General features: G+C 73.9%; 21 protein-coding genes. 15 read left to right on the forward strand and 6 right to left on the reverse strand.

Annotated features, from left to right (window positions below; genetic code table 11):
- The first annotated feature begins 41 nt into the window (after positions 1-41).
- The 9 genes from ACIP4P_RS12930 (at position 42) to ACIP4P_RS12970 (ending at position 9,528) form a co-directional block, all read left to right on the forward strand.
- Complete coding sequence (locus tag ACIP4P_RS12930) at positions 42-1,262, forward strand: histidine kinase (protein WP_400917354.1); 1,221 nt, start codon at positions 42-44, stop codon at positions 1,260-1,262.
- Positions 1,250-1,894 (forward strand): response regulator transcription factor, encoded by a 645-nt coding sequence (locus ACIP4P_RS12935; protein ID WP_350511011.1) that lies wholly within the window; start codon positions 1,250-1,252, stop codon positions 1,892-1,894. The genes ACIP4P_RS12930 and ACIP4P_RS12935 overlap by 13 nt, the downstream gene beginning before the upstream one ends.
- Positions 1,891-2,673 carry a DUF4097 family beta strand repeat-containing protein gene (locus tag ACIP4P_RS12940; RefSeq protein WP_400917356.1) on the forward strand — a complete coding sequence of 261 codons (783 nt, stop codon included), beginning with the start codon at positions 1,891-1,893 and terminating at the stop codon, positions 2,671-2,673. The genes ACIP4P_RS12935 and ACIP4P_RS12940 overlap by 4 nt, the downstream gene beginning before the upstream one ends.
- Positions 2,674-2,807: 134 nt before the next feature.
- Entirely contained in the window at positions 2,808-4,025 is a 1,218-nt protein-coding gene (dusB, locus tag ACIP4P_RS12945; RefSeq protein ID WP_400917358.1) for a tRNA dihydrouridine synthase DusB, read from the forward strand.
- Positions 4,026-4,589: 564 nt separating this feature from the next.
- Positions 4,590-7,298, forward strand: coding sequence for a pyruvate, phosphate dikinase (ppdK, locus tag ACIP4P_RS12950; protein ID WP_400917360.1), 2,709 nt, complete (start codon positions 4,590-4,592; stop codon positions 7,296-7,298).
- Between the two features lie 220 nt (positions 7,299-7,518).
- Positions 7,519-8,034, forward strand: coding sequence for a ribonuclease (locus ACIP4P_RS12955; protein WP_350511015.1), 516 nt, complete (start codon positions 7,519-7,521; stop codon positions 8,032-8,034).
- 154 nt (positions 8,035-8,188) lie between these two features.
- Positions 8,189-8,662, forward strand: a complete 474-nt coding sequence (locus ACIP4P_RS12960) for a hypothetical protein (RefSeq protein WP_400917361.1) — start codon at positions 8,189-8,191, stop codon at positions 8,660-8,662.
- Between the two features lie 84 nt (positions 8,663-8,746).
- On the forward strand, positions 8,747-9,217 hold the full coding sequence (locus ACIP4P_RS12965; RefSeq protein ID WP_400917362.1) for a hypothetical protein: 471 nt from the start codon (positions 8,747-8,749) through the stop codon (positions 9,215-9,217).
- Positions 9,217-9,528, forward strand: a complete 312-nt coding sequence (locus tag ACIP4P_RS12970) for a transcriptional regulator (RefSeq protein ID WP_400917363.1) — start codon at positions 9,217-9,219, stop codon at positions 9,526-9,528. Before ACIP4P_RS12965 ends, ACIP4P_RS12970 begins: the two co-directional genes overlap by 1 nt.
- A gap of 13 nt (positions 9,529-9,541) precedes the next feature.
- Here ACIP4P_RS12970 and ACIP4P_RS12975 read toward each other — a convergent pair whose 3' ends face one another.
- Positions 9,542-10,537, reverse strand: a complete 996-nt coding sequence (locus tag ACIP4P_RS12975; protein WP_400917364.1) for a hypothetical protein — start codon at positions 10,535-10,537, stop codon at positions 9,542-9,544.
- Positions 10,538-10,646: 109 nt separating this feature from the next.
- On the opposite strand from ACIP4P_RS12975, the gene ACIP4P_RS12980 reads away from it, so the two are divergent.
- Positions 10,647-11,912 carry an ADP-ribosylglycohydrolase family protein gene (locus ACIP4P_RS12980; RefSeq protein WP_400917365.1) on the forward strand — a complete coding sequence of 422 codons (1,266 nt, stop codon included), beginning with the start codon at positions 10,647-10,649 and terminating at the stop codon, positions 11,910-11,912.
- Here the strand turns inward: ACIP4P_RS12980 and ACIP4P_RS12985 are convergent.
- Complete coding sequence (locus ACIP4P_RS12985; RefSeq protein ID WP_350511021.1) at positions 11,902-12,633, reverse strand: GNAT family protein; 732 nt, start codon at positions 12,631-12,633, stop codon at positions 11,902-11,904. The genes ACIP4P_RS12980 and ACIP4P_RS12985 overlap by 11 nt on opposite strands.
- Positions 12,634-13,289: 656 nt before the next feature.
- Here ACIP4P_RS12985 and ACIP4P_RS12990 point away from each other — a divergent pair.
- From ACIP4P_RS12990 to ACIP4P_RS13010, 5 genes are all read left to right on the forward strand, one after another.
- Complete coding sequence (locus ACIP4P_RS12990) at positions 13,290-14,234, forward strand: PAC2 family protein (protein ID WP_350511022.1); 945 nt, start codon at positions 13,290-13,292, stop codon at positions 14,232-14,234.
- Between the two features lie 144 nt (positions 14,235-14,378).
- Positions 14,379-15,392: an SGNH/GDSL hydrolase family protein gene (locus tag ACIP4P_RS12995; protein WP_400917366.1), complete on the forward strand. Its 1,014-nt coding sequence runs from the start codon at positions 14,379-14,381 to the stop codon at positions 15,390-15,392.
- A 184-nt stretch (positions 15,393-15,576) separates the two neighbouring features.
- Positions 15,577-16,887, forward strand: coding sequence for a deoxyguanosinetriphosphate triphosphohydrolase (locus ACIP4P_RS13000; protein ID WP_400917367.1), 1,311 nt, complete (start codon positions 15,577-15,579; stop codon positions 16,885-16,887).
- A 164-nt stretch (positions 16,888-17,051) separates the two neighbouring features.
- A complete protein-coding gene (gene dnaG / locus ACIP4P_RS13005) occupies positions 17,052-18,968 on the forward strand; it encodes a DNA primase (RefSeq protein WP_350511025.1) in 1,917 nt (638 codons plus the stop codon).
- 192 nt (positions 18,969-19,160) lie between these two features.
- Positions 19,161-20,303, forward strand: a complete 1,143-nt coding sequence (locus ACIP4P_RS13010; RefSeq protein ID WP_400917368.1) for an RNA polymerase sigma factor — start codon at positions 19,161-19,163, stop codon at positions 20,301-20,303.
- A 22-nt stretch (positions 20,304-20,325) separates the two neighbouring features.
- Here ACIP4P_RS13010 and ACIP4P_RS13015 read toward each other — a convergent pair whose 3' ends face one another.
- The 4 genes from ACIP4P_RS13015 to ACIP4P_RS13030 form a co-directional block, all read right to left on the reverse strand.
- Positions 20,326-21,447: a DUF2690 domain-containing protein gene (locus ACIP4P_RS13015; RefSeq protein WP_400917369.1), complete on the reverse strand. Its 1,122-nt coding sequence runs from the start codon at positions 21,445-21,447 to the stop codon at positions 20,326-20,328.
- A gap of 450 nt (positions 21,448-21,897) precedes the next feature.
- On the reverse strand, positions 21,898-23,301 hold the full coding sequence (locus ACIP4P_RS13020) for a glutamate decarboxylase (protein WP_400917370.1): 1,404 nt from the start codon (positions 23,299-23,301) through the stop codon (positions 21,898-21,900).
- A 118-nt stretch (positions 23,302-23,419) separates the two neighbouring features.
- Positions 23,420-24,856 carry an FGGY family carbohydrate kinase gene (locus tag ACIP4P_RS13025; RefSeq protein ID WP_400917371.1) on the reverse strand — a complete coding sequence of 479 codons (1,437 nt, stop codon included), beginning with the start codon at positions 24,854-24,856 and terminating at the stop codon, positions 23,420-23,422.
- Positions 24,857-24,963: 107 nt separating this feature from the next.
- The gene (locus tag ACIP4P_RS13030) at positions 24,964-25,257 is read right to left on the reverse strand and encodes a hypothetical protein (protein WP_350511030.1); all 294 of its coding nucleotides are present in this window, start codon (positions 25,255-25,257) and stop codon (positions 24,964-24,966) included.
- Positions 25,258-25,362: the final 105 nt, after the last annotated feature.

The following is a 25,362-nucleotide window of genomic DNA, read 5'->3' on the forward strand; positions in this document are numbered from 1 at the left end:
TTCATGGTGACCGTTGATCACCTGGCCCTACGCTGTCCGGCATGCCCTCCACCACGTTGCGCCGAGCGCTCGTCAGGAGCCTCGGCAGACCTCCGTGGTCGCCCGAGGTCTGGCGGGAGACCCGCTTCACGGCCGCCGGAATACCCGTCGCCGCCCCGGTCTGGCTGGCCCTGACCGACTCCTCCCTGCTCTTCCCGCTCCTCGCGGTCGTGCTGGCCGCCACCTCCTGGCTCACCGCCCTCCAGCGCGGCCGGCTGCGCGCCCTGTACGGGGTGGAACTGCCGCCGCCCGGCAGGTCCGCGGCCCTGCGGCTGGGTCGGCTGCGCCTCGGTCTGGCCTGGCGCCAGATCACCTACCACCTGCTGGTCGGCCCGGTCCTGGCGCTCGGCGCGCTGGCCTGCGTCTACCTCTGGGGCGTCGCCCTGGTGCTGACCACCGTGTACGCCTGGGTCTGGATGCTGCCGCTCGAAGCGGGACTGCGCGGCGAGCTGGCCGGCCTGGACGTGCTGCTCACGGTGACCGGCGTGCTGCTGCTGGTGGTGACGCCCTGGCTGACCACGCTGTCCGCCTGGCTGGAGGTGCGGGCGGCCCGGCTGCTGCTCGGCCCGAACCGGGCGGAGCAGCTGGAGCAGCGGGTCGAGGAGATCGCGGAGAGCCGGGCCGGCCTGGTGGACGCGGTGGACGCCGAGCGCCGCCGGATCGAGCGGGACCTGCACGACGGCGCCCAGCAGCGGCTGACCTCGCTCGCGATGAACCTGGGCCTGGCCCGGCGCACCCTCAAGGACTGTCCGCCGGACGCCATGCAGGTGATCGTCGCCGCGCACGAGGAGGCCCAGGCGGCCATCGACGAGCTGCGCGACCTGGTCCGCGGCCTGCACCCGGCGGTGCTGGAGGACCGCGGTCTGGACGCGGCGCTGTCCGGCATCGCCGCCCGGGCCCCGCTGCCGGTGCGGCTGGACGTCGAGCTGTCCGAGCGGATCGCCCCCACCGTCGAGGCGGTCGCCTACTTCACCGTCTCCGAGGCGCTCACCAACGTGGCCAAGCACGCCCGGGCGAAGCAGGTCGACGTCTCGGTGCGGACGGCCGGCGGCCGGCTGCGGCTGGTCATCGGCGACGACGGCGTGGGCGGCGCGGACCCCTCGCGCGGCACCGGGCTCACCGGTCTGCGCAAGCGCGCCGCCTCGGTCGACGGGACGCTGTCCGTTCTCAGCCCCCTCGGGGGCCCCACCACCATCACCGTGGAGTTGCCGTGCGTGCTGTGATCGCCGAGGACTCGGTCCTGCTGAGGGCCGGTCTGGTCAAGGTCCTGGAGGCGGTGGGGTTCGAGGTGGTGGCCGCCGTCGGGGACGCCGTCGAGCTGCTGGCCGCCGTGGAGGAGCACCGCCCGGGGGTGGTGGTCGCGGACGTCCGGATGCCCCCGGGCTTCCACGACGAGGGCGTGAAAGCCGCGATGGTGATCCGGCGGCAGTGGCCGGACACCGCCGTGCTGCTGCTCTCCCAGTTCGTGGAGGAGCGCTACGCCGCGGACCTGCTGGCCACCAACACCAGCGGGGTCGGTTACCTGCTGAAGCAGCGGGTGGCCAATGTGGACGACTTCGTGGACGCGCTGCAGCGGGTCGCCGAGGGCGGCACCGCGCTGGACCCGGAGGTGGTGGCCCAGCTGCTGGTGCGCCGCCACCGGGACCCGCTGGAGAAGCTGACCCCGCGCGAGCGGGACGTGCTCTCGCTGATGGCGGAGGGCCGGTCCAACGCGGCCATCGCGGCCTCGCTGGTGGTCAGCGACAGCGCGGTGGCCAAGCACATCAACTCGATCTTCACCAAGCTGGACCTGCCGCAGGCCGACGACAGCCACCGCCGGGTGATGGCGGTGCTGCGCTTCCTGGAGATCACATGAGCGCGCGGGCCACCCGGGCGTGGCGGCTGGCCGGGGTCCTCACCGTGGTGTTCGTGGTGGTCATGGGAGGGGCGCAGACCCTGGCCCTGGTGGCCCGGCAGTCGCGGACCGAGCAGCAGACGTACGTCAACGACGTGCGCCGGCTGCAGCTCGCCACCGGCAGCGCCTCGGTGCGGATCAGGCCGGGCGTGGCGGGCCGGGTCGTGGTGCGCGAGAACCTGGACTGGACGGTCTCCGAGCCGAAGGTGCGGGCCGACGTCGTGGGCGACACGATGACCGTCGGCGTGGAGTGCCGGCGCTCGCTGCCCTTCTACAACTGCGGCGCCCAGGTCGAGCTGGAGGTGCCGGCCGACACCGCGGTCTCCGGTTCGATGACCTCCGGGTCGGTCGAGGTGTCGGACCTCACCGGCGAGGTCCGGCTGGACGGCACCTCCGGTTCGATCCTGCTGAGTCGGCTGTCCGGCCCGGTCCACGCCCGCACCACCTCCGGGATGACCCAGGGGACGGACCTCTCCGGTTCCCGGGCGGACGTGTCCAGCACCTCCGGGGCGGTGGACCTGTCCTTCCGGTCGGCGCCGCAGGACGTCCGGGTGAGCGCCCGGTCCGGCTCGGTGACCCTGGCCCTGCCGCGGGGGAGCCACTACCGGATCAGCGGCGGGACGGGGTCGGGCAGCAGCACCATCGATCCGGCCCTGGGCGACGCGGCCAGTGCCGACAGCCTGGAGGCCGAGGTCGGCTCGGGCTCCCTGGACATCGGCTACCGCTCCGACGGGGGGTAGGGCGGGTCCGACGTCCCCGGGTCCCGCCCGGCGGGATCGGCCGGGCGGGATCGGCCGGACAGGACCTAGCCCGGGCGGGTGAGCGGGTGGGGGACAATGGAGAGTCCCGTCCCCCGACCCGAGGTCAGCCGCGCATGACTGCCACGCCCGCCCCCACCGCGCCCGCGACCGCGTCGGCGCCCCCGGCCGCGACCGAGCCGGCACCCCCGGCCGCGACCGAGTTCGCGCCGCTGGACATCGGCCCGATCCGGGTGTGGCCGCCCGTCGTGCTGGCGCCGATGGCCGGCATCACCAACGCGCCGTTCCGCACCCTGTGCCGGGAGCAGAGCGGCGGCAAGGGCCTGTACGTCTCGGAGATGATCACCACCCGGGCGCTGGTCGAGCGCAATGCCAAGACCATGCAGCTGATCAGGTTCGACCCGAGCGAGAAGCCGCGCTCGATCCAGCTGTACGGGGTGGACCCGGTGACCGTCGGCAAGGCGGCCCGGATGATCTCGGACGAGGGCCTGGCCGACCACATCGACCTCAACTTCGGCTGCCCCGTCCCCAAGGTGACCCGCAAGGGCGGCGGCTCGGCCCTGCCGTACAAGCGCAACCTGCTGCGCGAGATCCTGCGCGAGGCCGTGGCCAACGCCGGGGACCTGCCGGTGACCATGAAGATGCGCAAGGGCATCGACGACGACCACCTCACCTACCTGGACGCCGGCCGGATCGGCGCCGAGGAGGGCGTGGCCGCGATCGCCCTGCACGGGCGCACCGCCGCCCAGCACTACGGCGGGACGGCCGACTGGTCGGCGATCGCCCGGCTGCGCGAGGCCGTGCCGGCGCACGTCCCGGTGCTGGGCAACGGGGACATCTGGTCGGCCGACGACGCGCTGCGGATGATGCGCGGGACCGGCTGCGACGGCGTGGTCGTGGGCCGCGGCTGCCTGGGCCGGCCGTGGCTGTTCAAGGACCTGGTGTCGATCTTCGAGGGCGACGTGGACTACGCCCGCCCCGACTTCGGCTACGTGGCCCGGGCGATGGTGCGCCACGCCCAGCTGCTCGGCGAGTGGATCGGCGACGAGGCGCGCGGCGTGATCGACTTCCGCAAGCACGTCGCCTGGTACACCAAGGGCTTCTCGGTCGGCTCCGAGCTGCGGGTGCGGCTCGCCAACTCCTCCTCGCTGGCCGAGCTGGCCGAAACCCTCGCCCTGGTGGAGCAGACCCAGACCTGGCCGATCGGCGCGGACGGCCCGCGCGGGCGCACCAGCGGCAACGGCCGGGTGGTCCTGCCCGAGGGCTGGTTGGACGATCCGTACGACTGCGCCCGCCCGGGCGAGGGCGCCGAATCGGACACCTCTGGCGGATGATCTAGACGATCCGTCGAAATGGGCCCCTCGGGGCCGCTGGCCACCCGGTCCCGGCCCTCTTGTCCATCCTGGACAGGAGGGCTCCTTTTCGGCGTCCGGATGTCACGGAACGAGCACGTTCCTGGACGCAGTGCGACGATTGGCGCAGGCGTCCTACGTTCGAGGCGTGGGACGCGCTGGTGACGCTTGCCACACACGGCGGCGGCTGACACCCGGTCAGTGGACGAAATGGACAGGTCGCGTGTGAATCGCTTCCCGAAGCCGGTTCGACGCCGATCGGCCGATCCGGGTGCAGGAAATCAAGCCGGGGCAACGCGACCGACCCGCGGTCGCTACCCAGCGTCCGAATCGAGCGATCTTCCCGTTTCCTTGTCTTCAGGACTTGAAGGCTGGCTAGCGTCAGGGGGACGATTTCACCAACAGAGGTGAACGCCTTTATGCGCATTCGATCTAGCGGGTTACCGCCGGGTACCTGCCTCGTGTGGCCTATTCAGGGCAGAGAAGTGCCTTCGAAATGGGTATGTTCTCCGGCGTCAGGGCAACCGCGTACGAGGAGACCGACCCGTGCCGTCCCAGCAGAAGTTTGTTTACTCCTTCACTGAAGGAAACAAGGACCTCAAGGACCTTCTCGGCGGCAAGGGCGCGAACCTGGCCGAGATGACCAATCTGGGCCTCCCCGTGCCTCCGGGGTTCACCATCACCACCGAGGCCTGCAAGGTCTTCCTGCAGACCGGTAGCGAGCCCTCCTCGCTGCACCGGGAGATCAGCGCCCACCTGGAGGCGCTGGAGCAGGAGATGGGCAAGGAGCTCGGCCAGGCCGACAACCCGCTCCTGGTCTCCGTGCGCTCCGGGGCCAAGTTCTCCATGCCCGGCATGATGGACACCGTCCTCAACATCGGCCTCTCCGACGCCTCGGTGGCCGGCCTGGCCGCCCAGTCCGGCAACGAGCGCTTCGCCTGGGACTCCTACCGCCGCCTGGTCCAGATGTTCGGCAAGACCGTGCTGGGCGTCGACGGCGAGCTGTTCGAGGAGGCCCTGGACGAGGCCAAGCACGCCAAGGGCACCGTCAACGACCTGGACCTGGACGCTTCCGACCTCCGGGAACTGGTCGAGGTGTTCAAGGGCATCGTCGAGCGCGAGACCGGCCGGGCCTTCCCGCAGGACCCGCGCGAGCAGATGGACCTCGCCATCCACGCCGTCTTCCACTCCTGGAACGGCGACCGCGCCCGGCTGTACCGCCGCCAGGAGCGCATCCCGAACGACCTGGGCACCGCGGTCAACGTCTGCACCATGGTCTTCGGCAACCTCGGCGAGGACTCCGGCACCGGCGTCGCCTTCACCCGCGACCCCTCCACCGGCGCCCAGGGCGTCTACGGCGACTACCTGTCCAACGCCCAGGGCGAGGACGTGGTGGCCGGCATCCGCAACACCCTGCAGCTGTCCGAGCTGGAGAAGCTCGACAAGAAGTCGTACGACGAGCTGATGGCGATCATGCACAAGCTCGAGAACCACTACCGCGACCTCTGCGACATCGAGTTCACCATCGAGCGCGGCAAGCTCTGGATGCTGCAGACCCGGGTCGGCAAGCGCACCGCCGCGGCCGCCTTCCGGATCGCCGTCCAGCTGGTCGACCAGGGCCTGATCGACCTGGACGAGGCCCTGATGCGGGTCACCGGCGGCCAGCTGGCCCAGCTGATGTTCCCGCGCTTCGCCCCGACCGCCGAGTCCAAGCAGATCGGCTGGGGCCTGGCGGCCTCGCCCGGCGCCGCGATCGGCAAGGTCGTCTTCGACTCGTACACCGCCGTCAAGTGGTCCCGCTCCGGCGAGAAGGTCATCCTGGTCCGCCGGGAGACCAACCCGGACGACCTGGACGGCATGATCGCCGCCGAGGGCATCCTCACCTCGCGCGGCGGCAAGACCTCGCACGCCGCCGTCGTCGCCCGCGGCATGGGCAAGACCTGTGTCTGCGGCGCCGAGGAGCTGGAGGTCGACACCAAGTCGCGCAAGTTCACCACCGCCGACGGCCTGGTGGTCCACGAGGGCGACGTGGTCTCGATCGACGGCGCCAGCGGCAAGGTCTACCTCGGTGAGGTACCGGTCCTGCCGTCCCCCGTGGTCGAGTACTTCGAGGGCACCCTGCACGCCGGCGCCGACGTCCAGGGCGGACTGGTCCAGGCCGTCCACCGGCTGATGTCGCACGCCGACGTCCGCCGCCGGCTCGCCGTGCGCGCCAACGCCGACCAGGCCGAGGACGGCGGGCGCGCCCGCCGCTACGGCGCCCAGGGCATCGGCCTGTGCCGCACCGAGCACATGTTCCTCGGCGAGGAGCGCCGCAAGGAGGTCGAGCACCTGATCCTGGCGGACAACGACAAGGACCGGGAGCTGGCGCTCTCCACCCTGCTGCCGCTGCAGAAGGGCGACTTCCTGGAGCTCTTCCAGGCGATGGACGGGCTGCCGGTCACCGTGCGCCTGCTCGACCCGCCGCTGCACGAGTTCCTGCCCGACATCACTGAGCTGTCGGTGCGCGTCGCCCTCGCCGAGGCCCGCAAGGACCCCAACGAGAACGACCTGCGGCTGCTCCAGGCGGTGCACAAGCTGCACGAGCAGAACCCGATGCTCGGCCTGCGCGGCGTCCGCCTCGGCCTGGTCATCCCCGGCCTGTTCGGCATGCAGGTCCGGGCCATCGCCGAGGCCGCCGCCGAGCGCCGGCTGGCCGGCGGGGACCCGCGCCCCGAGGTGATGATCCCGCTGGTCGGCACCGTCCAGGAGCTGGAACTGGTCCGCGACGAGTGCGAGCGGGTGCTCGCCGAGGTCGCCCAGACCACCGGCGTCACGCTGGACATCAAGCTCGGCACCATGATCGAGCTGCCGCGCGCCGCGGTGACCGCCGGTCAGATCGCCGAGGCCGCCGAGTTCTTCTCCTTCGGCACCAACGACCTGACCCAGACGGTCTGGGGCTTCTCCCGGGACGACGTGGAGGCCTCGTTCTTCACCGCCTACCTGGAGAAGGGCATCTTCGGGGTCTCCCCGTTCGAGACCATCGACCGCGACGGCGTCGGCGCGCTGGTCAAGCACGCCGTCGAGGCCGGCCGGGCCACCCGCCCCGACCTCAAGCTCGGCGTCTGCGGCGAGCACGGCGGCGACCCGGAGTCGGTGCACTTCTTCCACGAGGTGGGGCTGGACTACGTCTCCTGCTCCCCCTTCCGGATCCCGGTCGCGCGCCTGGAGGCAGGCCGCGCCGCCATCGAGACGGCGGGCAGCGACTCGCGCTGAGAGGGTAGGCATCCCCTACTCACGCGCGGGTACGACTGACCGCTCACCCTCCCGTCGGGAGGGCGTACACCGGAGCTCGGCGCAGGAGAACCGGCGTACGTGACACGGCCGGGCGGGAACGGACAACGGCGTCCGTTCCCGCCCGGCCGTTCGCACGTGTGGCGTCCGTCATGTGTGTGACACGGCGGCCCGGGCCCCGGCGCCTGCCAAGCTGGACCGCATGACCAGAAGCAAGAGCCCGCTCGTCGTCGTGGCCGTCCTGATCCTGGCCGTGCTCGCCGGAGTCGGCTACCTGCTCGCCGGCAAGGGCGGCAGCAGCCACCCCAAGGCCGCCGCGAGCGCCACCTCGACCACCGCGGGCGGCTCGGCCGCCAAGCCCTCCGCCCCCAAGCCGTCCCCGCCGGCCGGTGGCGGCCCCGCCCCGAGCGGCACCTGGGTCCCCGCCGACCCGGCACTGGCCGACGTCTGCCGCACCAAGCTCCCGAGCCAGGCCCAGGACACCCTCGGCCTGATCGCCAAGGGCGGCCCCTACCCGTACAACCGGGACGGCATCGTCTTCGAGAACCGCGAGAGCCGCCTCCCGAAGAAGGGCAACGGCTACTACCACGAGTTCACCGTGGTCACCCCGGGCTCCAACGACCGCGGCACCCGCCGGGTGGTCACCGGCGGCGCCGGCGAGCAGTACTGGTCCGCGGACCACTACGCGACCTTCCAGGAGATCGACCCGCGCTGCTGACCCGGCCCGCCCGCGTCTCCCGGCCCCCGCCCCCTCGTGGAGCGGGGGCCGCGTCGTGTGCCGGGCCGCCCATCCACGCCAAGGTGGAAAATACTTTCCAACTCGGAAAGGAAGTGGCACAGTGGAGCCACCGTCACTTTCCGAGGGGGAAGCCATGAGTGACTCCGTCCCACCGCCGCTGTCCGCCGCCGAGGCGCTGCGCCTGGCCGACCGCGCCGACACGGCCGCCCGGCAGCCGGGCGAGATGCCCCGCTGGTACGGGCCGGCCTTCGCCTGCGCGTTCACCGCCTACGGCCTGGGGATCGGCCATGTCATCGAAACCGGGCAGCTCGCCATGATCGGCGGGATCGCGGCCGGTTTCGCCGCCCTGACCGGCGTCCTGGCGCGGATCGCCATGCGCAGCGACGGCATCGTCCGCAAGGGCTTGCCGGACAACATCGGCGGCCCGGTCGCGGTGGCGGTCCTCGCGGTCTGCGCCGCTTCGGCGGCCGGCATGCTGCTCGCCTGGCAGGCCGGCGGCGGCCCGCGCTGGATCGGCGCGGCCGCCGGGCTCGCGGCGGGACTGACCTTCTGGGTGGGCACCGTCCGGCTCAACCGTCGCGTCCGCCGCCTGTACGAGGCCGGCTGATGTCCGTCGGCCCAGGAACGCTCTTCCGGCGCGACACCCGGCCGACCGGGCCCGGAACCATCGTCACTTTCCGAGGGGGAAACCATGAGTGACTCCGTCCCACCGCCGCTGTCCGCCGCCGAGGCGCTGCGCCTGGCCGAGCGGGCCGGAGCGGCCGCGCGGCGACCGAGCCCCGCGCCCCGCTGGTACGGGCCGGTGATCGCCGCCGGTTTCGTCGTCTGCGGGATCGCGGCCGGGCAGGCCATCGCCGCCCACCAGATCTGGCTGGTCAGCCTCCTCGGCGGGGCCTGGGGTCCGCTGTCCGGCCTGCTCGCCTGGCTCGCGGCGCGCGGCAGCGGCGTCGTCCAGCGCCAGTCACCGCCCGGCATGGCCGGGCCGGTGGTGCTGATCGTCCTCGCCGTGTCGGCGGCCATGCTCGGCGCCATGGCGCTGGTCGGCTGGGTCGGCGGCGTCCAGTGGGGCGCGGCGGCCGGCGGGGTCGCCGGGGGAGCGGTCTTCTGGGCGGCGAGCCGCGCCCTCGACCGCCGGATCCTCCGCCTGCGCGAGGCCGGCTGATGCCCGGCGCCCTCGATCCGCTGCTCCAGCACGCCACCCGGCTGACCGTGCTCGCCTTCCTCGGCGCCTGCCGCGAGGCCGAGTTCGGTGCAGTCCGGGACCACTGCGAGGTCTCCGACTCCGTCCTCAGCAAGGCCGCCGCCGCCCTGGAGGAGGCCGGCTACCTGGCGGTCAGGAAGGGGTACGTCGGCAAGCGCCCGCGTACGTGGCTCGCCGCCACCCGCGAGGGCCGCGCCGCGCTCGCCGCCCACCTCGTCGAACTCCAGCGCCTGGTCGCCGCCGCCGAGGCGGCCGGGGCCCGACAGGCCTGAGCCGCAGGGGAGTTCAGCGGGCCCGCCGCCAGCTGATCCGGTCGTGCGGACCGTGCGGGCCGGTGGTGACCAGGGCGGTCAGCTCGTGCAGCACCGGCGCCGGGTCGCGGCTCAGCTGGACCGGGGTGGTGCGGACCACCGGCAGGCCCGCCGCGGTGAGCCGGTTGGCGCGGGCCAGGCCGCGTTCGTGGTCGGCCGGGCGCAGGTGGTAGGCGCGGGAGTCGATCTCCAGGGCCACGCAGGCGTGCGGCCAGTAGGCGTCCGGCACCGCGAGGAACCGGCCGTCCAGGAAGAGCACCGGGTTCCACAGCGGCTCCGGCAGGCCCGCGTGGGCGAGCACCTCGCGGGCCTCGCCCTCCACCACCGAGCGCACCCCGGCGGTCAGGTCCTCCACCACCCGGGCCACCTGGGGCAGTGCCAGCGCCCCCGGCCGGGCCAGCAACTGGTCCAGCAGCTCGCCGAGTTCGCAGTGCCGCCGCTGCACGGCCTCGGCGCACAGCGCCCGGAACCGGCGCTGCCCGGTCTCCTGCGGCGCGACGTCCGCCAGCGCCCGCGCGACCGTGGCGCTCCACAGCCCGTCGTCCCGCTCGAAGCCGCCCGGCAGTGCTCCGGACGCCCGGTGGATCCGCACGAACTCCCGCTCCCCGACCCGGCGTCGGCCGGGGATCAGGACGTCGACCTCGGCCAGGTCGGCCGGATGCCCGGCGCTCGGCAGCCCGGCGTCCGCCAGCACCGCGAACCCGGTCAGCAGCACCTCGCCGGGCAGCGGCTGCCGCCCCTTCGGGCTCGCGTACGCCAGGGCCGCCCGCAGTTTCTGATGGACCGTCAATCTCCCGCTCTGCAGGCAGATCACCCGCGGCAGCACCTGCTGCCAGGGCCCGCCCGGCCGCAGTCGGTGGGCGATCGTGCCGGAGGGCACGCCGAGCCGGCGCAGCTGCGCCCGGGTGGCGATGTGCTGCTGGTCGGCGCCGAGCAGGGCGACGGGGTCGAGCGGGTTCGCGCGGGTCATACCGGGGTGCTGCCCGCCCGGATCGGAGGTATGCGAAACATCCCCCGTCGGGGGCTTGCTCGCAATGGTGTTGACGAAACGGCGGTCCGGCGGCTGAGCTTGGCCCCACATGACCACCGACTTCGACGGCCCCGCGCTCGACGCGCTCAACGGCCTCTCCGTAGCCGATTCCCTCGGCGCCCAGTTCTTCGTCCCGGACACCGCCCGGGCCCACCACGCCGCCCGCACCGAACCGCCCGGCCCCTGGCCGTGGACCGACGACACCGAGATGGCCTGCTCGGTGTACGCCGCCCAGCGCGAACGCGGCGCGATCGACACCTTCGACCTCACCCACGCCTTCGCCCGCCGCCACGACTTCGACCGCGGCTACGGCCCGGCCGCCAACCGGATGCTCCGGCTGGTCCGCGAGGGCGGCGACGCCGAGGCCCTGGCCGCCGAACTCTTCGACGGCCAGGGCTCGTACGGCAACGGCGCCGCGATGCGGGTCGCCCCGCTGGGGGCGGCGTACGCGGGCGACCTGTCCGCCGTCATCCAGCTGGCCGCGCGGACGGCCGTGATCACCCACACCCACCCGCAGGCCGTGGACGGCGCGATCGCCGTCGCGGTGGCGGCGGCCCTGGCGGTCCGGGCCCGCACCGGGGGCACGACGCCGGAGACCTTCCTGCGCGAGGTGGCCTTCCGCACCCCGCTGGGCGTCGTTCGCGACGGCCTGAACGAGGCCGTCGACCTGCTCGCGGAGCAGGACCGGGTGCTCGCGGCGAGTGTGCTCGGCAGCGGCAGCCGGACCTCGGCCGCCGACACCGTTCCGTACGCCCTCTGGTGCGCCGCCCTCTGGTTGACCGACTACCGGACCGCCGTGCGCGAAGCGATCGCGGCGGGCGGCGACATGGACACCGTCGCCGCGATCACCGGGGGAGTGGTGGCCGCCCACACCGGCACCGACGGCATCCCGGCGGCCTGGCTGGCCGCCCGGGAACCGCTGCCCGGCTGGGCGTTCCCGGTACCCGGGGCGGTCACCGGCGGCCGGGGCCGCGCGGAGATCCTGGTCCCGCGCCCGCACCCGGTACCCGAGGTGGAATGGACCGACGAGCAGTGGCAGCGCATCCGGGCCGGGAGGCACACGGAGGCCCTGGACGGCCGCTGGGCGGTCCACACCCACCAGGGCTCGATCAGGATCTGTCGCCCGGACGACGGCCACCCGGTCTGGGAGGTGGTGGTCGCCCCGGTCCGCAACGGCTGGCGGCCGGTCTCGGCGCTCGCCGAGACGAGTCACGACCGTTGGCCGGTGCGGCCGCAGGAGCCGCACGGCCTGGCGGTCCTCGGCTGGATCCTGGAGACCGCCGCTACCGGTGAACGGCTCCCCTTCAGGCCGTGATCATCAGCTGCCCGCTGCCGCCGCCCGGTCTAAGGCACTCCTGGTTGATCGCCGGATCCGGGGCGCTCGGCGAGGTGGCGGCGGCGATCCGCAGCTCGATGATGTCCCGCACGGCCGGCCACTCGTCGTCCAGGATCGAGTAGAACGCCGTCGAGCGCACCACGCCGTCCAACCCGCGCGAGTGCGCCCGGCGGACGCCCTCGGAGGTCGCGCCGAGCCGCTCGATCGCGGCCCGCGAGCGCAGGTTGCGGGCGTCGGCGCGGATCGAGATCCGCTGCACGCCCCAGGTCTCGAAGGCGTACCGCAGCATCAGCAGCTTCTGCTCGGTGTTGATGCCGGTGCCCTGGGCGCTCGGCGCGAGCCAGGTGTTGCCGATCTCGGCGGCGTCCGGGACGGCCGTCGCCGGATCGCCGAACGGCACGCCCGGCACCGGCGGCCACACCAGCGGGCCCCGCCAGTAGTCGAGTTCCAGGAACCGGGTGGAGCCGACCACCCGGCCGGTGGCGGCGTTGACCGTCGCGAACGGCAGCGACCGGCCCGCGGCCTGGTCGGCGAGGGCCCGCGCGATGTAGTCGCGGGCCGCTTCCAGGCCGTGCGGGACGGGGGTGAAGGCGTAGCTCGAACGGTCCTCGGCGCCGGCCGAGGCGATGGCCTCGGCATGGTGTGCGGCGAGGGGCTCCAGCCGCACGGTGCGGCCGGTGAGGGTGACAGGTGCAGGCACGCTCTGTCCTTCATCGGTCGTAGGGCGCAGTCCGCGCCGGGATGCGGCACGGGCTGCGGGGGACTGGTTCGCCCCGGTCCGGTTCCGCCTCCGGGTACCCGTGCGCGCCGGAGGATTCCGGTCGGGCGGGGCGGGGGGCGGCGGCCCGGAACGGGCGGCGCGGTGCCGGAACGGACACGGATCCTCGGACCGGTCCGGCGGGAAGAGCGAGGGGACAGTGTGCGTCCGCGAAATGGCCGAGGAGGAAACGAGAGCGCGAAGGGAAGCAGGCGGCCAGGTGAAGGCAAGATGCGTCGTGGGTGTCTGACCGAGCAGCGATCCGGGTCGTGATCGACGGCGTTACGGACGACGTGACGACGACGCGACGATGCGAGGCAGCGAGAGGACGATACCCGCCAGAACGCGGTGCGTCACTTCGCGGCACGCGAATGTCGGTACGGACCGCCACCACGCGCCCCGGACCGGGCTGTTGAACACCCGTGACCAGGGCGTTTCCCCCCGGATGCGATCATGGTCCGGAGCGGTCGAGGAGGGTCCCCGGGCGGGTCGCCCGACGGGTGGTCGGCCGGAACGGGAATTCCGGCGCGGCCCGACACGCTGGAGAGGACGAGAAGCCGGTCGGATCGGGACGAGCAGAGAACGGGGAAGGGTGCGCGGTGCGAGACTTCCAGGCGCTGTACGAGCTGGATGAGCGGGGCGTGGCCGCCGTGGCCGCGGCCAACGCGGAGCTGCGCGACACCGGCGCCGGCCTGGTGCTGCTCCAGCACTTCGAGGGCTTCATGGACGCCGGGGAGGCCGGCGGCCAGGTGGTGGCGCACCTGCTGGAGACGGGCTCCCCGCAGGTGGTGGCCCGCTTCGACCACGACCGCCTGGTGGACTACCGGGCCCGCCGCCCCACGATGGTCTTCGACCACGACCACTGGGCGTCCTACGACCCGCCGGAGATCCTGCTCCAGCTCCTCCGCGACGCCGCCGGGGCGCCGTTCCTGCTGCTCACCGGCCCGGAGCCGGACGTCGAGTGGGAGCGCTTCGCGCGCGCCGTCCGCGAGCTGGTCGAGCGGTTCGAGGTCCGGCTCGGCGTGGACTTCCACGGCATCCCGATGGGTGTGCCGCACACCCGCCCGGTCGGTCTGACGCCGCACGGCAACCGGCTCGACCTCGCGCCCGGCTACCCGCAGTGGTTCGAGCAGGCGCAGGTCCCGGGCAGCGCCCAGGCGCTGCTGGAGTACCGCCTGGCCGAGGCCGGGCACGACGTGCTGGGCTTCGCCGTGCACGTCCCGCACTACGTGGCCCGTTCGGCCTACCCGGCGGCCGCGGTGCTGATCCTGGAGGCGGTGCAGTCCGCCACCGGCCTGGTGCTGCCCGGCACCCGGCTGCGCGAGCGGGTCGGCGAGGTGTACGCCGACATCGAGGAGCAGCTGGCCCAGGGGGACGGCGAGTTGCGCTCCGCCATCCGCGGCATGGAGGGTCAGTACGACGCGGTGGCGGGCGCCGAGGGCCGGGAGAGCCTGCTGGCCGAGCCGGTCGACCTGCCGTCCGCGGACGAGCTGGGGCGGCGCTTCGAACAGTTCCTGGCCGAGCACGAACGCGGCGCCGAGTAGCGCCCTACGCGGAACGGGGCCCCCGCCCGGCCGTCGGGTGGGGCACCGGGCGCGCCGCCCGTACGTTGGACTCCGCGGTGCCCGGGGGGACGGGCCCGCCGTACGGACCGAGCTGCCCGCGACTCGCACCCCCGGGGGGACGCCATGCCGAGGACCACACGCCCGACGGCCGCCGCGGTGGCCGGCCTCACCGCCCTGCTGCTGGCCGGGCTGGCCACGCTGACCGGGTGCAGCGGCGGCGGCGCGGATGACGGCTCCGACCGCGGCTTCGCGGGCGCGCTGCCCGGCCGCGCCCCGGCCGGGGCGAGCCCGACGCCGACCCCCACCCCGCCGCCCACCGGCCCGTACGTGGCGCTCGGCGACTCGTACACCGCCGGGCCGAAGATCGCCCCGCAGGTCGGCGAGCCGGGCGGCTGCGGCCGCTCCGGGGTCAACTACCCGTCCCTGCTGGCGAAGGCGCTCGCCCTGGCACCCGGCCAGTTCCAGGACGTCAGCTGCAGCGGCGCCCGCACCGGGGACCTCGGGGCCGCCCAGAAGACCGACGACGGCGCCAACCCGGCCCAGCTGGAGGCGCTGACCCCGGCCACCCGGCTGGTCACCCTCGGCATCGGCGGCAACGACGCGGGCTTCATGCAGGTGGTCACCGAGTGCGCCAAGGACACCCTGGTGGACGCGGTGAAGGACCTGGTCGGCGGGGACCGCGCGGCCGCGCCCTGCCGGGAGCACTACGCCTCCGGCGGCACCGACGAGCTGCGGGCCCGGGTGGACGCGGCCGGCGGGAAGGTCGCCGAGGCGCTCCAGGAGATCAGGCGCCGCTCCCCGCAGGCCCGGGTCTACGTGGTCGGCTACCCGGCGCTGCTCCCGGCAGACCCGGCCGCCTGCGTGCCGGTGCTGGGCACCACGGTCGCGGCGGCCGACCTCGGCTTCCTGGCCGAGAAGGAGCAGCAGCTCAACGGGATGCTCAGGCAGCGCGCGGAGGCCGCCGGGGCGGTGTTCGTGGACACCACCGGGCCCTCGACCGGGCACGACATGTGCGCGGGGGAGGACGCCCGCTGGATCGAGCCGCCGTTCCCGGCGCGCGGGCTCACCCCGGTCCACCCCAACGCCAGGGGCGAGGAGGGGGTGGCCGCCGCGGTGCTGAAGGCCGTCCGGGGCTGAACCGCTCCGGTCCTTCCGGCCCTTGGCGGCCCACCCGGGACCTTCTCGGGCGCGGACCGTTCGGGTCCGGTCGATTCCCGAGCGGCGGACACCGGCGCGCCTCCCACCATTCACGCCCCGGCCCACGCTCCTTCGCGCGCGGCACCCCCCGCGTGTCGGGGGCGCGGCGTACCGTGAGGGTCATATGGATGACACCACGCACCGCCTCGCCGCCCCGATCCCGTACGACCACGCCGCCGAGGCCCGCTGGGTCCCCGAACCGGACAAGCGTCCCGGCCGCACCGCCTTCCAGCGCGACCGCGCCCGGGTGCTGCACTCGGCCGCGCTGCGCAGACTGGCCGGCACCACCCAGGTGGTCGCCCCGATGCGCAGCGACTTCCCCCGCACCCGGCTCACCCACTCGCTCGAATGCGCCCAGGTCGGGCGGGAATTGGGCGCGGCCCTGGGCTGCGACCCGGATCTGGTGGAGGCCGGCTGCCTGGCCCACGACATCGGCCACCCGCCGTTCGGTCACACCGGCGAGGAGGCCCTCGACCAGGCCGCCGAGGACTGCGGCGGCTTCGAGGGCAACGCCCAGTCGCTGCGCATCCTCACCCGGCTCGAACCCAAGCGCTTCGCGCCGCTGGACGACCAGCCCGCCGCCCGGCTCGCCCCCTGGCCCGGCCGCAGCGTCGGCCTCAACCTGACCCGGGCCGCCCTGGACGCCGCCACCAAGTACCCGTGGACCAAGGGCGCCCACCCCACCGACCCGGCCTCGCCCAAGTACGGCGTCTACGCCGACGACCTGCCGGTCTTCCGCTGGCTGCGGGCCGGCTCCCCGCCCGGGCGCAAGTGCTTCGAGGCCACCGTCATGGACTGGTCCGACGACGTGGCCTACTCCACCCACGACGTCGAGGACGGCCTCCAGGCCGGCCACATCGACCCGGCCGTCCTACGGTCCCCCGACGAGCGCGCCGAACTCTTCAAGGTCGCCGAGCGCTACGCCCGGGACGCCGAGCCGGCGGAGCTCGCCGCCGCGTTGGACCGGCTGCTCGCCCAGGAGTGGTGGCCCCGGGGCTACGACGGCACGGCGCGCGCCCGGGCCGGGCTCAAGGACCTCACCAGCAAGCTGATCGGCCGCTTCTGCCTGGCCGCCGAGCAGGCCACCCGGGCCCGCTACGGCCCCGGCCGGCTCACCCGCTACGGCGCCGAGCTGGTGGTGCCGAGGGAGGTCCGGCTGGAGGTCGCGGTGCTCAAGGCCGTCGCCGTCCGCTTCGTCATGATGCGCGACGAGCAGGCCCAGCTGCGGGCCCGCCAGCGGATCGTGATCGCCGAGCTGGCGTACGTGCTGACCCAGCGCGCCCCCGAGGGCCTGGATCCGGTCTTCACCGCGATGTACCACGAGGCCGAGGACGACCGCGCCGCCCTGCGCACCGTGATCGACCAGATCGCCACCCTCACGGACGCCTCGGCCCTGGCCCTGCACGCCAAACTCGTCGGCGCCGCCTGGGCATAGGGCGTGTCTGACAATTCCCGCCGGGCGCGCGACGCGAATTGTCAGACACGCCCCAGACCCGCCCCGGCCGGCCGGGGCGGGGGAGACCGAGGTCACCCGTCCCCGGCCCCGCCGGTCCGCCCCGGGGCAGTCGGAAACCCCGGCCGCCCCAGTAGACTTCCGGGGTGGCCGGGCGGATCAGGGACGAAGACGTACAGGCGGTGCGCAGCGCACTGCCGATCGACGCGGTGGTCGGCGACTACGTACAGCTGACCAATGGTGGCGGCGGCGAGTACAAGGGCGTCTGCCCCTTCCACGACGAGAAGTCCGCCTCCTTCTACGTCAACCCCGCCAAGGGCGTCTTCCACTGCTTCGGCTGCCAGGAGAACGGCGACACCATCGCCTTCCTGATGAAGATCGAGCACTTCACCTTCGCCGAGGCCGTCGAGCGGATGGCCGCCCAGGCCAACATCACCCTGCGCTACGAGGAGGGCGGCTACAGCCCCCGCCACCAGCAGGGCGAGCGCACCCGGCTGGTCGAGGCGCACAAGGTGGCCTCGGCCTGGTACCAGGAGCAGCTGGCCTCGCCGGAGGCGGAGATCGGTCGCCGCTTCCTGGCCGAGCGCGGCTTCGACGAGGAGGCGGCCCGGACCTTCGGCGTCGGCTACGCCCCCGTGGGCTGGGAGCACCTGGTCCGCTACCTGCGCGGCAAGGGCTTCTCCGACAAGGAGATCCTCCAGGGCGGCCTGGCCTCCCAGGGGCAGCGCGGCGGCCTGATCGACCGCTTCCGGGGCCGGCTGGTCTGGCCGATCCGGGACATCGCGGGCGAGGTGGTGGGCTTCGGCGCCCGCCGGCTGCGCGAGGACGACAACGGGCCGAAGTACCTGAACACCCCCGAGACGCCGATCTACAAGAAGTCCCACGTGCTGTACGGCATCGACCTGGCGAAGAAGGAGATCGCCAAGTCGGGCCGGGCGGTGGTGGTCGAGGGCTACACCGACGTGATGGCCTGCCACCTGGCCGGGGTCACCTCGGCGGTGGCCACCTGCGGCACCGCCTTCGCCGAGGACCACATCAAGATCATCCGCCGGCTGCTGATGGACACCTCGCAGTACCGGGGCGAGACGGTCTTCACCTTCGACGGCGACGCGGCCGGCCAGAAGGCGGCCCTGCGCGCCTTCGAGGACGACCAGAAGTTCGCCGCCAAGACCTCCATCGCGGTCAGCCCCGGCGGCATGGACCCGTGTGAGCTGCGCCTGGCCCAGGGCGACGACGCGGTCCGGCAGCTGATCGACAACCCGGTCCCGCTGTTCGAGTTCGCGCTCAACACGGCGGTGTCCAAGCACCGGGTGGAGACCCCCGAGGGGCAGGCCGCCGCGCTGGAGGAGGCGGCCCTGATCGTGGCGAAGATCAAGGACCCGTCGATCCGGCACGGCTACGCGATCCGGCTGGCCGGCATGCTCGGGGTGAACCCGGGCGACGAGCAGTTCGTGGTCCGCCGGATCTCCCAGCTGGCCCGCTGGGAGCGGGAGAAGCAGCAGAACCCACGCGCCAACGGCCAGCTGCGCCGCACCGAGCAGCCCGTCCAGCAGCCGCGCCCGGCCCAGCCCGCGTTCCGGCTCAACCCGCGCGACCCGGCCCAGTTCGTCGAGCGCGAGCTGCTCAAGCTGGCGCTCCAGTACCCGGACCTGGTCAGCCCGGCCTTCGACCACTACGGCGAGGACGAGTTCCCGACCCCGCCGTACGCCGCCGTCCGGCAGGCCATCGGCAAGGCCGGCGGCGCCGCGTACGGGGCGACCCTGCCCGACTTCACCAGCACGGTGCGCGAGGCGGCCCCGGACGACCAGGTGCGCTCGCTGGTGACCGAGCTGACCGTCGAACCGGTGCGCTCGCTGCGCAAGGCGGACGCGATCTACGCCGGGGAGTTCCTGGTCAAGCTGCGGCTGCTGGCCGTCGACCGGCGGATCGCCGAGGTCCGCGGCTACCTCCAGCGGCTGGGCCACCGGGCGGACGCCGAGCAGCTGCACGCGGTGCAGACCGAGCTGTGGCAGCTCCAGCAGTACGGGCAGCAGCTGCGCAGCGGCGGCGCCGCGGCCCTGTAGGCCCGGCGGGCCCCGGAGGCCCCGGGACCCGCCCGGAGCCCCGGGGTTCCCCGGAGGTCCCGGTATCCCCGGAAGTCCTGCACAGAAAGTCCGCGCAGGAGTCTCGGCCACGGAGCGTGGCGTACCCCACACTGGAGGACGTCCCACCTCCGTTCAGCGCGGGTCCGCCAGAGTCGCGCCCGCCCCGAGGGGATGCCCGTGGACCAAGGCCCGGTCGCAACGACCACCGCCACCAGACGAGCCGAGCCCGCCGGACCCGTGCCGGGGGAGCAGGAGACGGACCACGGCCGGGCCGGGGCGGCGACCCCGGACGGCGCGCGGGTCCCCGCCGGGGAGCTGCCGGACGGTCACCCCGACGGCCCGGACCGGGAGACCGGGGCGGAGTCCGACGAGGACGGCCCGCCCGAGCGGGTCGAGGGCGGCAGTCCGGCCGCCGACCTGCTGCGCCAGTACCTGCGCGAAATCGGCCGGATCCGACTCCTCACCGCCGCCGAGGAGGTCGAGCTGGCCCGCCGGATCGAGGCCGGCCTGTTCGCCGAGGAGCGGTTGAACGGCGACCCGCCGCCGCCCGACCCGCTGGGCCGCGAGCTGGACACCCTGGTGGTCCTCGGCCGGATCGCCAAGCGCCGCCTGGTCGAGGCGAACCTGCGCCTGGTGGTGTCCGTCGCCAAGCGCTACGTCGGCCGCGGGCTGACCCTGCTGGACCTGGTCCAGGAGGGCAATCTCGGCCTGATCCGGGCGGTGGAGAAGTTCGACTACGCCCGCGGCTACAAGTTCTCGACCTACGCGACCTGGTGGATCCGGCAGGCGATGAGCCGGGCACTGGCCGACCAGGCCCGGACGATCCGGGTGCCGGTGCACGTGGTGGAGCTGATCAACCGGGTGGTCCGGGTGCAGCGCGTCCTGCTCCAGGAACGCGGCCTGGAGCCGACCCCGGCCGACATCGCCACCGCGCTGGAGCTCACCGAGCCGCGGGTGCGCGAGCTGCTCCGGCTGGCCCAGGAGCCGATCTCGCTGCACACCCCGGTCGGTGAGGAGGACGACGTCGCGCTCGGCGACCTGATCGAGGACGCCGACGCCGCCTCGCCCGCCGAGTCCGCGACCTTCCTGCTGCTGCGTCAGCACCTGGACGCGGTGCTGGCCACCCTGGGCGAGCGGGAGCGCCAGGTCGTCCAGCTCCGCTACGGACTGGACGACGGCCGCCCGCGCACGCTGGAGGAGATCGGCACGGTGTTCGGCGTGACGAGGGAGCGGATCCGCCAGATCGAGTCCAAGACGCTGGTCAAGCTCCGCGACCACGCCTACGCCGAGCAGCTGCGCGGCTACCTCGACTAGCGGACCGTACGGATGACCCGTTCTAGGACGCGGACGGGCTGGGCGAGGCCTGGTCGGTGGCCGGGGCCGGGGCCGGGGCCGGGGCCTGGGTCGGGCTCGGGCTCGGGTCCGTCGAGGCCGAGGACGAGGACGAGGCCGACGGTGAGGCCGAGTCGCTCGGCGTCGCGGCCGCTGCCCCGGTGCCCGGCGGCGGTGAGGCGGGGCCGATCGGGATCGGGGTGGAGTCCACCACCATGGCCAGGTCGGTGACGGTCCCGGTGCAGTCGTTCCCGGCCGGCTGGTAGCCGCAGACCTGGAAGCCCATCGACCGGTCCGCCGCGTTCAGCATCGGCGAGTAGTTGTCGTAGCCCCAGTGGATCAGTGCGGTCTCGCTGTCCCCGGTGCTGTCGGTGATCACCGCGGAGTCCTTGGGCTCGCCCTCGGTGATCGCCGCCCAGGCGGCCTGGCAGGTCCGGCTGTACCGCAGGTAGACGACCACCTTGCCGATCACCTGGGTCTGCAGGGTCCGGGCGTCCTTGCCGCAGCCGGTGGTCTTGGGGTCCTTGTGGGCGCAGCCGAGGGCCCGGCAGGCGGGGTCGGACGGCGCGGGCGCGGCGGACGTGGCCGGGACGTCGGCCGCCGAGGCCTGGTCGTCGTGCCGACTGACCCGCAGGCCGACCAGCACCAGCAGCAGCGCCAGCACCGCCGCGCCGGGGATCAGCGCCACCGGGCGCCGCCACCACGCGGGGGCGGGCTCGGCGGCGGTGTCGGTGTCGGTGTCGGAGCCTGAGTCGGCGGCGGGCTCGTCGGGCAGCGCCTCGACGGCCACGGCCACGCCGTCCGCGGGCTCCTCAGCTACCGGCTCCTCGGACACCGGCCCCTCGTCCGCGGGCTCCTCGGCCACCGGCTCCACCGCCCGCCGCCACAGCCCGCGCAGCGCCGCCGCGTCGCAGTCCACCGCCCCGATCAGTGTCTCCAGCGCCTGCTCGGTGACCACCCGCTTGCCGTTCAGCCAGCGCTCCCAGGAGGCCCGGCTGTAGTGGGTCAGGGCGGCCAGCTCGGACAGCGAGAGGCCGGCGGCGTCCTTGATCGTCCGGAGCTCCTGGGCCAGCAGTCGGGCGGGCTCGGACAGCTCTTCGGGCAGGTCCTTCCAGGCGGCAGCCAATGCGGCCCTCCATGAGTCGCGGGACGGGACAACGGTGGACGGGGGTACGAGACCGACCCGGTCCGGCCGTTCGGCGTCTCCCCTTCTCCAACCTCAGCGGCCCGGCGTCCCAAACACCAGGTCACGGCATTGAGACGGACGGAAGTGTCTCACAACCCCCGGGGGTGCTCGATCGGTCATGCGTTCGTCGTGCAGAGTTCTCCTCGCCGGTGCGGCCCACCGCTCCGGCCGTTTCGTCGGGCCCGGGCCGGCTGGCCGTGGTCGGCCCGACGCGGAGTCCCGGTACCCCCACCGGTCGGGGCAGCCTCGCGGGGGGAGGCTGCCCCGACCGACCGGGACCACCCGGCGGGAGGGCGCACCCCTGCGTCCTCCCGCCGCGGCATGTCCGGGCCCGCCGGGACGCGGCGTCGGCCGGACGCCTCAGCCGTGGACGCCTCAGTGGTGGACGCCTCAGTGGTGGAAGCCCTCGCGGACCGGCACCCCCAGCTCCTGGAGCGGGACGGGCTGGCGCCGCAGCTCCGGCAGCAGCCGGGTGAGGTCGGTGAGCAGCAGGTCGGCGAGGTCCCGGGAGAAGCCGTTGCGGCAGACCACCCGGAGCACCGACAGGTCCTCCCGGTTCGCCGGGAAGGTGTAGGCGGGCACCTGCCAGCCGCGCTCGCGCAGCCGACGCGAGACGTCGAACACGTCGAAGGTCACGTCCTCGGTGGTGGTGAAGGCGAACACCGGGACCTGGTCGCCGTGGGTCAGCAGCCGGAAGCAGCCGAGTTTGCCGATCTCCCCGGCCAGGTAGGTGGCGACCTCCCGGCAGGCGCCCTGGACGGCCCGGAAGCCCGCCCGCCCGAGCCGCAGGAAGAGGTAGTACTGGGCCGCGACCTGGGCGCCGGGCCGGGAGAAGTTGAGCGCGAAGGTCGGCATCTCGCCGCCCAGGTAGTTGACCCGGAAGACCAGCTCCTCCGGCAGCGCCTCCTTGTCCCGCCACAGCGCCCAGCCGACGCCGGGGTAGACCAGGCCGTACTTGTGGCCGGAGGTGTTGATCGACCGCACCCGGGGGAGCCGGAAGTCCCAGACCAGCTCGGGGTCGAGGAAGGGCGCCACCATGCCGCCGGAGGCGCCGTCCACGTGCACCGGGACGTCCAGGCCGGTGCGCTGCTGGAGCTCGTCCAGGGCCGCGCAGATCTCCGCGATCGGCTCGTACGACCCGTCGAAGGTCGAGCCGAGGACGCCGACCACGCCGATGGTGTTCTCGTCGCACAGCGCGGCCGCCTGCTCGGGGCCGAGGTGGAAGCGGTCGCCCTCCATCGGCGCGGTGCGGGCCTCGATCTCCCAGAAGGTGCAGAACTTCTCCCAGCACACCTGGACGTTGACGCCCATCACCAGGTTGGGCCGGGCCCCGGCCGCGTAGCGTTCGGCGTTGCGGCGCATCCAGTGGCGCTTGAGCGCCATCCCGGCCAGCATGCAGGCCTCGCTGGAGCCGGTGGTGGAGCAGCCGACCGCGGTGTCCGGGTCGGGGGCGTGCCAGAGGTCGGCGAGGATGGCCACGCAGCGCCGTTCCAGCTCGGCGGTCTGCGGGTACTCGTCCTTGTCGATCATGTTCTTGTCCAGGCACTCGGTCATCAGCCGGGTGGCCTGCACCTCCATCGAGGTGGTGACGAAGGTCGCCAGGTTGAGCTTGGCGCTGCCGTCCAGCATCAGCTCGTCGTGGACCAGCTGGTACGCGGTGTCGGCGGCGACCGGGCCCTCGCCGAGCCGGTGCACCGGCGGGGCGAGCTCCATCGCGCCCAGCGGGTCGGTGATGCCGAGGAACGGACTGACGCTCAGCCGGCGGTCGCCGCCGGTCCCCTTGTGCAGGGCCATGGGTTCCTGCCGCCCTTCGCCTCGGTGGCCGTGTCCCGACCCACGCTGCCACCGGGCGCCGGGCGACGCATCTTCATCGACGGACTTCGGCCAACCCGCGACGTGGGCCGGACAGGGCTCAGGAGGAGATCGCCTCCGGGTGGATCTGGTCCCGGGCGGCGCGGTACTGCTGACGCACCGCCGAGCCGATCGCCAGGTCCTGCTCGCCCTCAGGCTCGACCGTCTCGGCGTCCGGCAGCTCCCACTCCGGCGGCTCGGCGGTGCCGGCCAGGGCCCAGGCGGCCTGCCGGGCGGCGCCGCGGGCGGCGTGCGCGCCCGGCGGGGGCACCACGACCGGGACGCCGAACAGCATCGGGGCGATGTGCCGCACGGCGGGCAGCCGGCCGGCCGTGCCGAGCAGGAAGACCCGCTTGATCCCGACGCCCTGGGCGCGCAGCACGTCCAGCGCGTCGGCGATGTTGCAGAGCATGCCCTCGACGGCGGCCCGGGCCAGGTGCTGAGGGGTCATCGCCTCGGCGCGCAGGCCGGTCAGGGTGCCGGCGGCGTGCGGCAGCGCGGGGGTGCGCTCGCCGTCCAGGTAGGGGAGCAGCACCAGCCCGTAGGCACCGGGGGAGGAGTGCAGGGCGAGGTCGCTCAGCCCGTCCAGGTCCCGGCCGAGCAGGCCGGCGGTGGAGCGCAGTACCTGGGCGGCGTTGAGGGTGGCGACCATGGGCAGGTGGCGGCCGGCGGCGTCGGCGAAGGAGGAGATCAGGCCGGAGGCGTCGATCACGGCGTGCTCGTGCACCGCGAAGATCGTCCCGGCGCTGCCGAGCGAGACCACCGCGTCGCCCGGGCCGAGGCCCAGGCCCAGGGCGGCGGCCATGTTGTCGCCGGTGCCGGCCGAGATCAGCAGGCCCTCGGGGGTGTGCCCGGCGGGTTCGGCGGGGCCGAGCACGTCCGGCAGTCGCAGCTCGTGGCCGAGCGCCAGCTCGACCAGGTCCTGCCGGTACTCGCCGGTGATCGGGGACCAGTAGCCGGTGCCGGAGGCGTCGCCGCGGTCGGTGGTGCGGCGCTTGGGGTGGCCGAGCAGCTGCCAGACCAGCCAGTCGTGCGGCAGCAGCACCTCGGCGACCCGGCGGGCGTTGGCCGGCTCGAACTCGGCCAGCCAGCGCAGCTTGGCGATGGTGTACGTCGGGCCGGGCACCGCGCCGATCGCGGCGGTCCAGGCGGCCGGGCCGCCGAGGGCGTCCAGCAGCTTGGCGGCGGCGCCGCCGGAGCGCGGGTCGTTCCACAGGATCGCGGGCCGCACCTGCACCCCGCCCGCGTCCAGGCCGATCATGCCGTGCTGCTGCGCGCTGACGCCGATCGCCCGGACGCCCTCCAGCAGCCCGCCGGCCGCGGCGTCGCCGAGCGAGTGCAGCCAGACCTGCGGGTCGGTCTCGCCGGGGCGCAGGTCCTGGTCCTCGGGGACGGGGTGGGGGGCCTTGCCGGCTCGAAGGACGGCACCGGTGTCGGCGTCGCACGCGACGATCCTGGTGCGGCTGGTCGAGCTGTCTATCCCCGCGACGATGGCCATGCCGAGATCATGCCTCAGCCCGGCCCGGGACGCGTCCGGGCCGGGTGAGCCGTTGCCTGTTCGGGACCCCGGGTTGAGGCCTTCTTTGCCCGGGGGTCACCGCCCCGTCACGGTCGGACGGTACCCCAGCCGTCGTCCTCGGCCCGGGACCGGCTGAAGTACGGGACCCGGTCGGTGACCGCGTTGGGCAGCCGGTCCCCGACCCGGTCGGCGACGGCGCCGGCCGCCTTCCCCGCGACCGCGCCGGCCTGCTGGCGCGCCCGGTCGGTCGCCCCCTGCACGGTGGGGTTCTGCGCGATCTGCCGGGTGACCTTGGCGATCTGTTCGTAGCGCTGGCGTCCGGCCCGCGAGCCGAGGACGTAGCCGGCCGCGAAACCCACGGCCAACGACAGCTTCCACATGATCGGACCCACCCTCTCCTGGCGGCCTTCTGCCGCATTGCCCTACCCGTTGCCCGGGACGGCGAACCGTCCGCGTCACCCCAGCATCCTCCGGGGGCCGTCGGG

This window comes from Kitasatospora sp. NPDC089509, assembly GCF_044749365.1.
Lineage (GTDB): Bacteria > Actinomycetota > Actinomycetes > Streptomycetales > Streptomycetaceae > Kitasatospora.

Bases quoted from the DNA above. Each gene is read 5' to 3' on its own strand.
- ACIP4P_RS12930 (WP_400917354.1), top strand. From the start codon at position 42: ATGCCCTCCACCACGTTGCGCCGAGCGCTCGTCAGGAGCCTCGGCAGA.
- ACIP4P_RS12940 (WP_400917356.1), top strand. From the start codon at position 1,891: ATGAGCGCGCGGGCCACCCGGGCGTGGCGGCTGGCCGGGGTCCTCACC.
- dusB (WP_400917358.1), top strand. From the start codon at position 2,808: ATGACTGCCACGCCCGCCCCCACCGCGCCCGCGACCGCGTCGGCGCCC.
- ACIP4P_RS12955 (WP_350511015.1), top strand. From the start codon at position 7,519: ATGACCAGAAGCAAGAGCCCGCTCGTCGTCGTGGCCGTCCTGATCCTG.
- ACIP4P_RS12960 (WP_400917361.1), top strand. From the start codon at position 8,189: ATGAGTGACTCCGTCCCACCGCCGCTGTCCGCCGCCGAGGCGCTGCGC.
- ACIP4P_RS12965 (WP_400917362.1), top strand. From the start codon at position 8,747: ATGAGTGACTCCGTCCCACCGCCGCTGTCCGCCGCCGAGGCGCTGCGC.
- ACIP4P_RS12970 (WP_400917363.1), top strand. From the start codon at position 9,217: ATGCCCGGCGCCCTCGATCCGCTGCTCCAGCACGCCACCCGGCTGACC.
- ACIP4P_RS12975 (WP_400917364.1), bottom strand. From the start codon at position 10,537: ATGACCCGCGCGAACCCGCTCGACCCCGTCGCCCTGCTCGGCGCCGAC.
- ACIP4P_RS12980 (WP_400917365.1), top strand. From the start codon at position 10,647: ATGACCACCGACTTCGACGGCCCCGCGCTCGACGCGCTCAACGGCCTC.
- ACIP4P_RS12995 (WP_400917366.1), top strand. From the start codon at position 14,379: ATGCCGAGGACCACACGCCCGACGGCCGCCGCGGTGGCCGGCCTCACC.
- ACIP4P_RS13000 (WP_400917367.1), top strand. From the start codon at position 15,577: ATGGATGACACCACGCACCGCCTCGCCGCCCCGATCCCGTACGACCAC.
- ACIP4P_RS13010 (WP_400917368.1), top strand. From the start codon at position 19,161: ATGCCCGTGGACCAAGGCCCGGTCGCAACGACCACCGCCACCAGACGA.
- ACIP4P_RS13020 (WP_400917370.1), bottom strand. From the start codon at position 23,301: ATGGCCCTGCACAAGGGGACCGGCGGCGACCGCCGGCTGAGCGTCAGT.
- ACIP4P_RS13025 (WP_400917371.1), bottom strand. From the start codon at position 24,856: ATGGCCATCGTCGCGGGGATAGACAGCTCGACCAGCCGCACCAGGATC.
- ACIP4P_RS13030 (WP_350511030.1), bottom strand. From the start codon at position 25,257: ATGTGGAAGCTGTCGTTGGCCGTGGGTTTCGCGGCCGGCTACGTCCTC.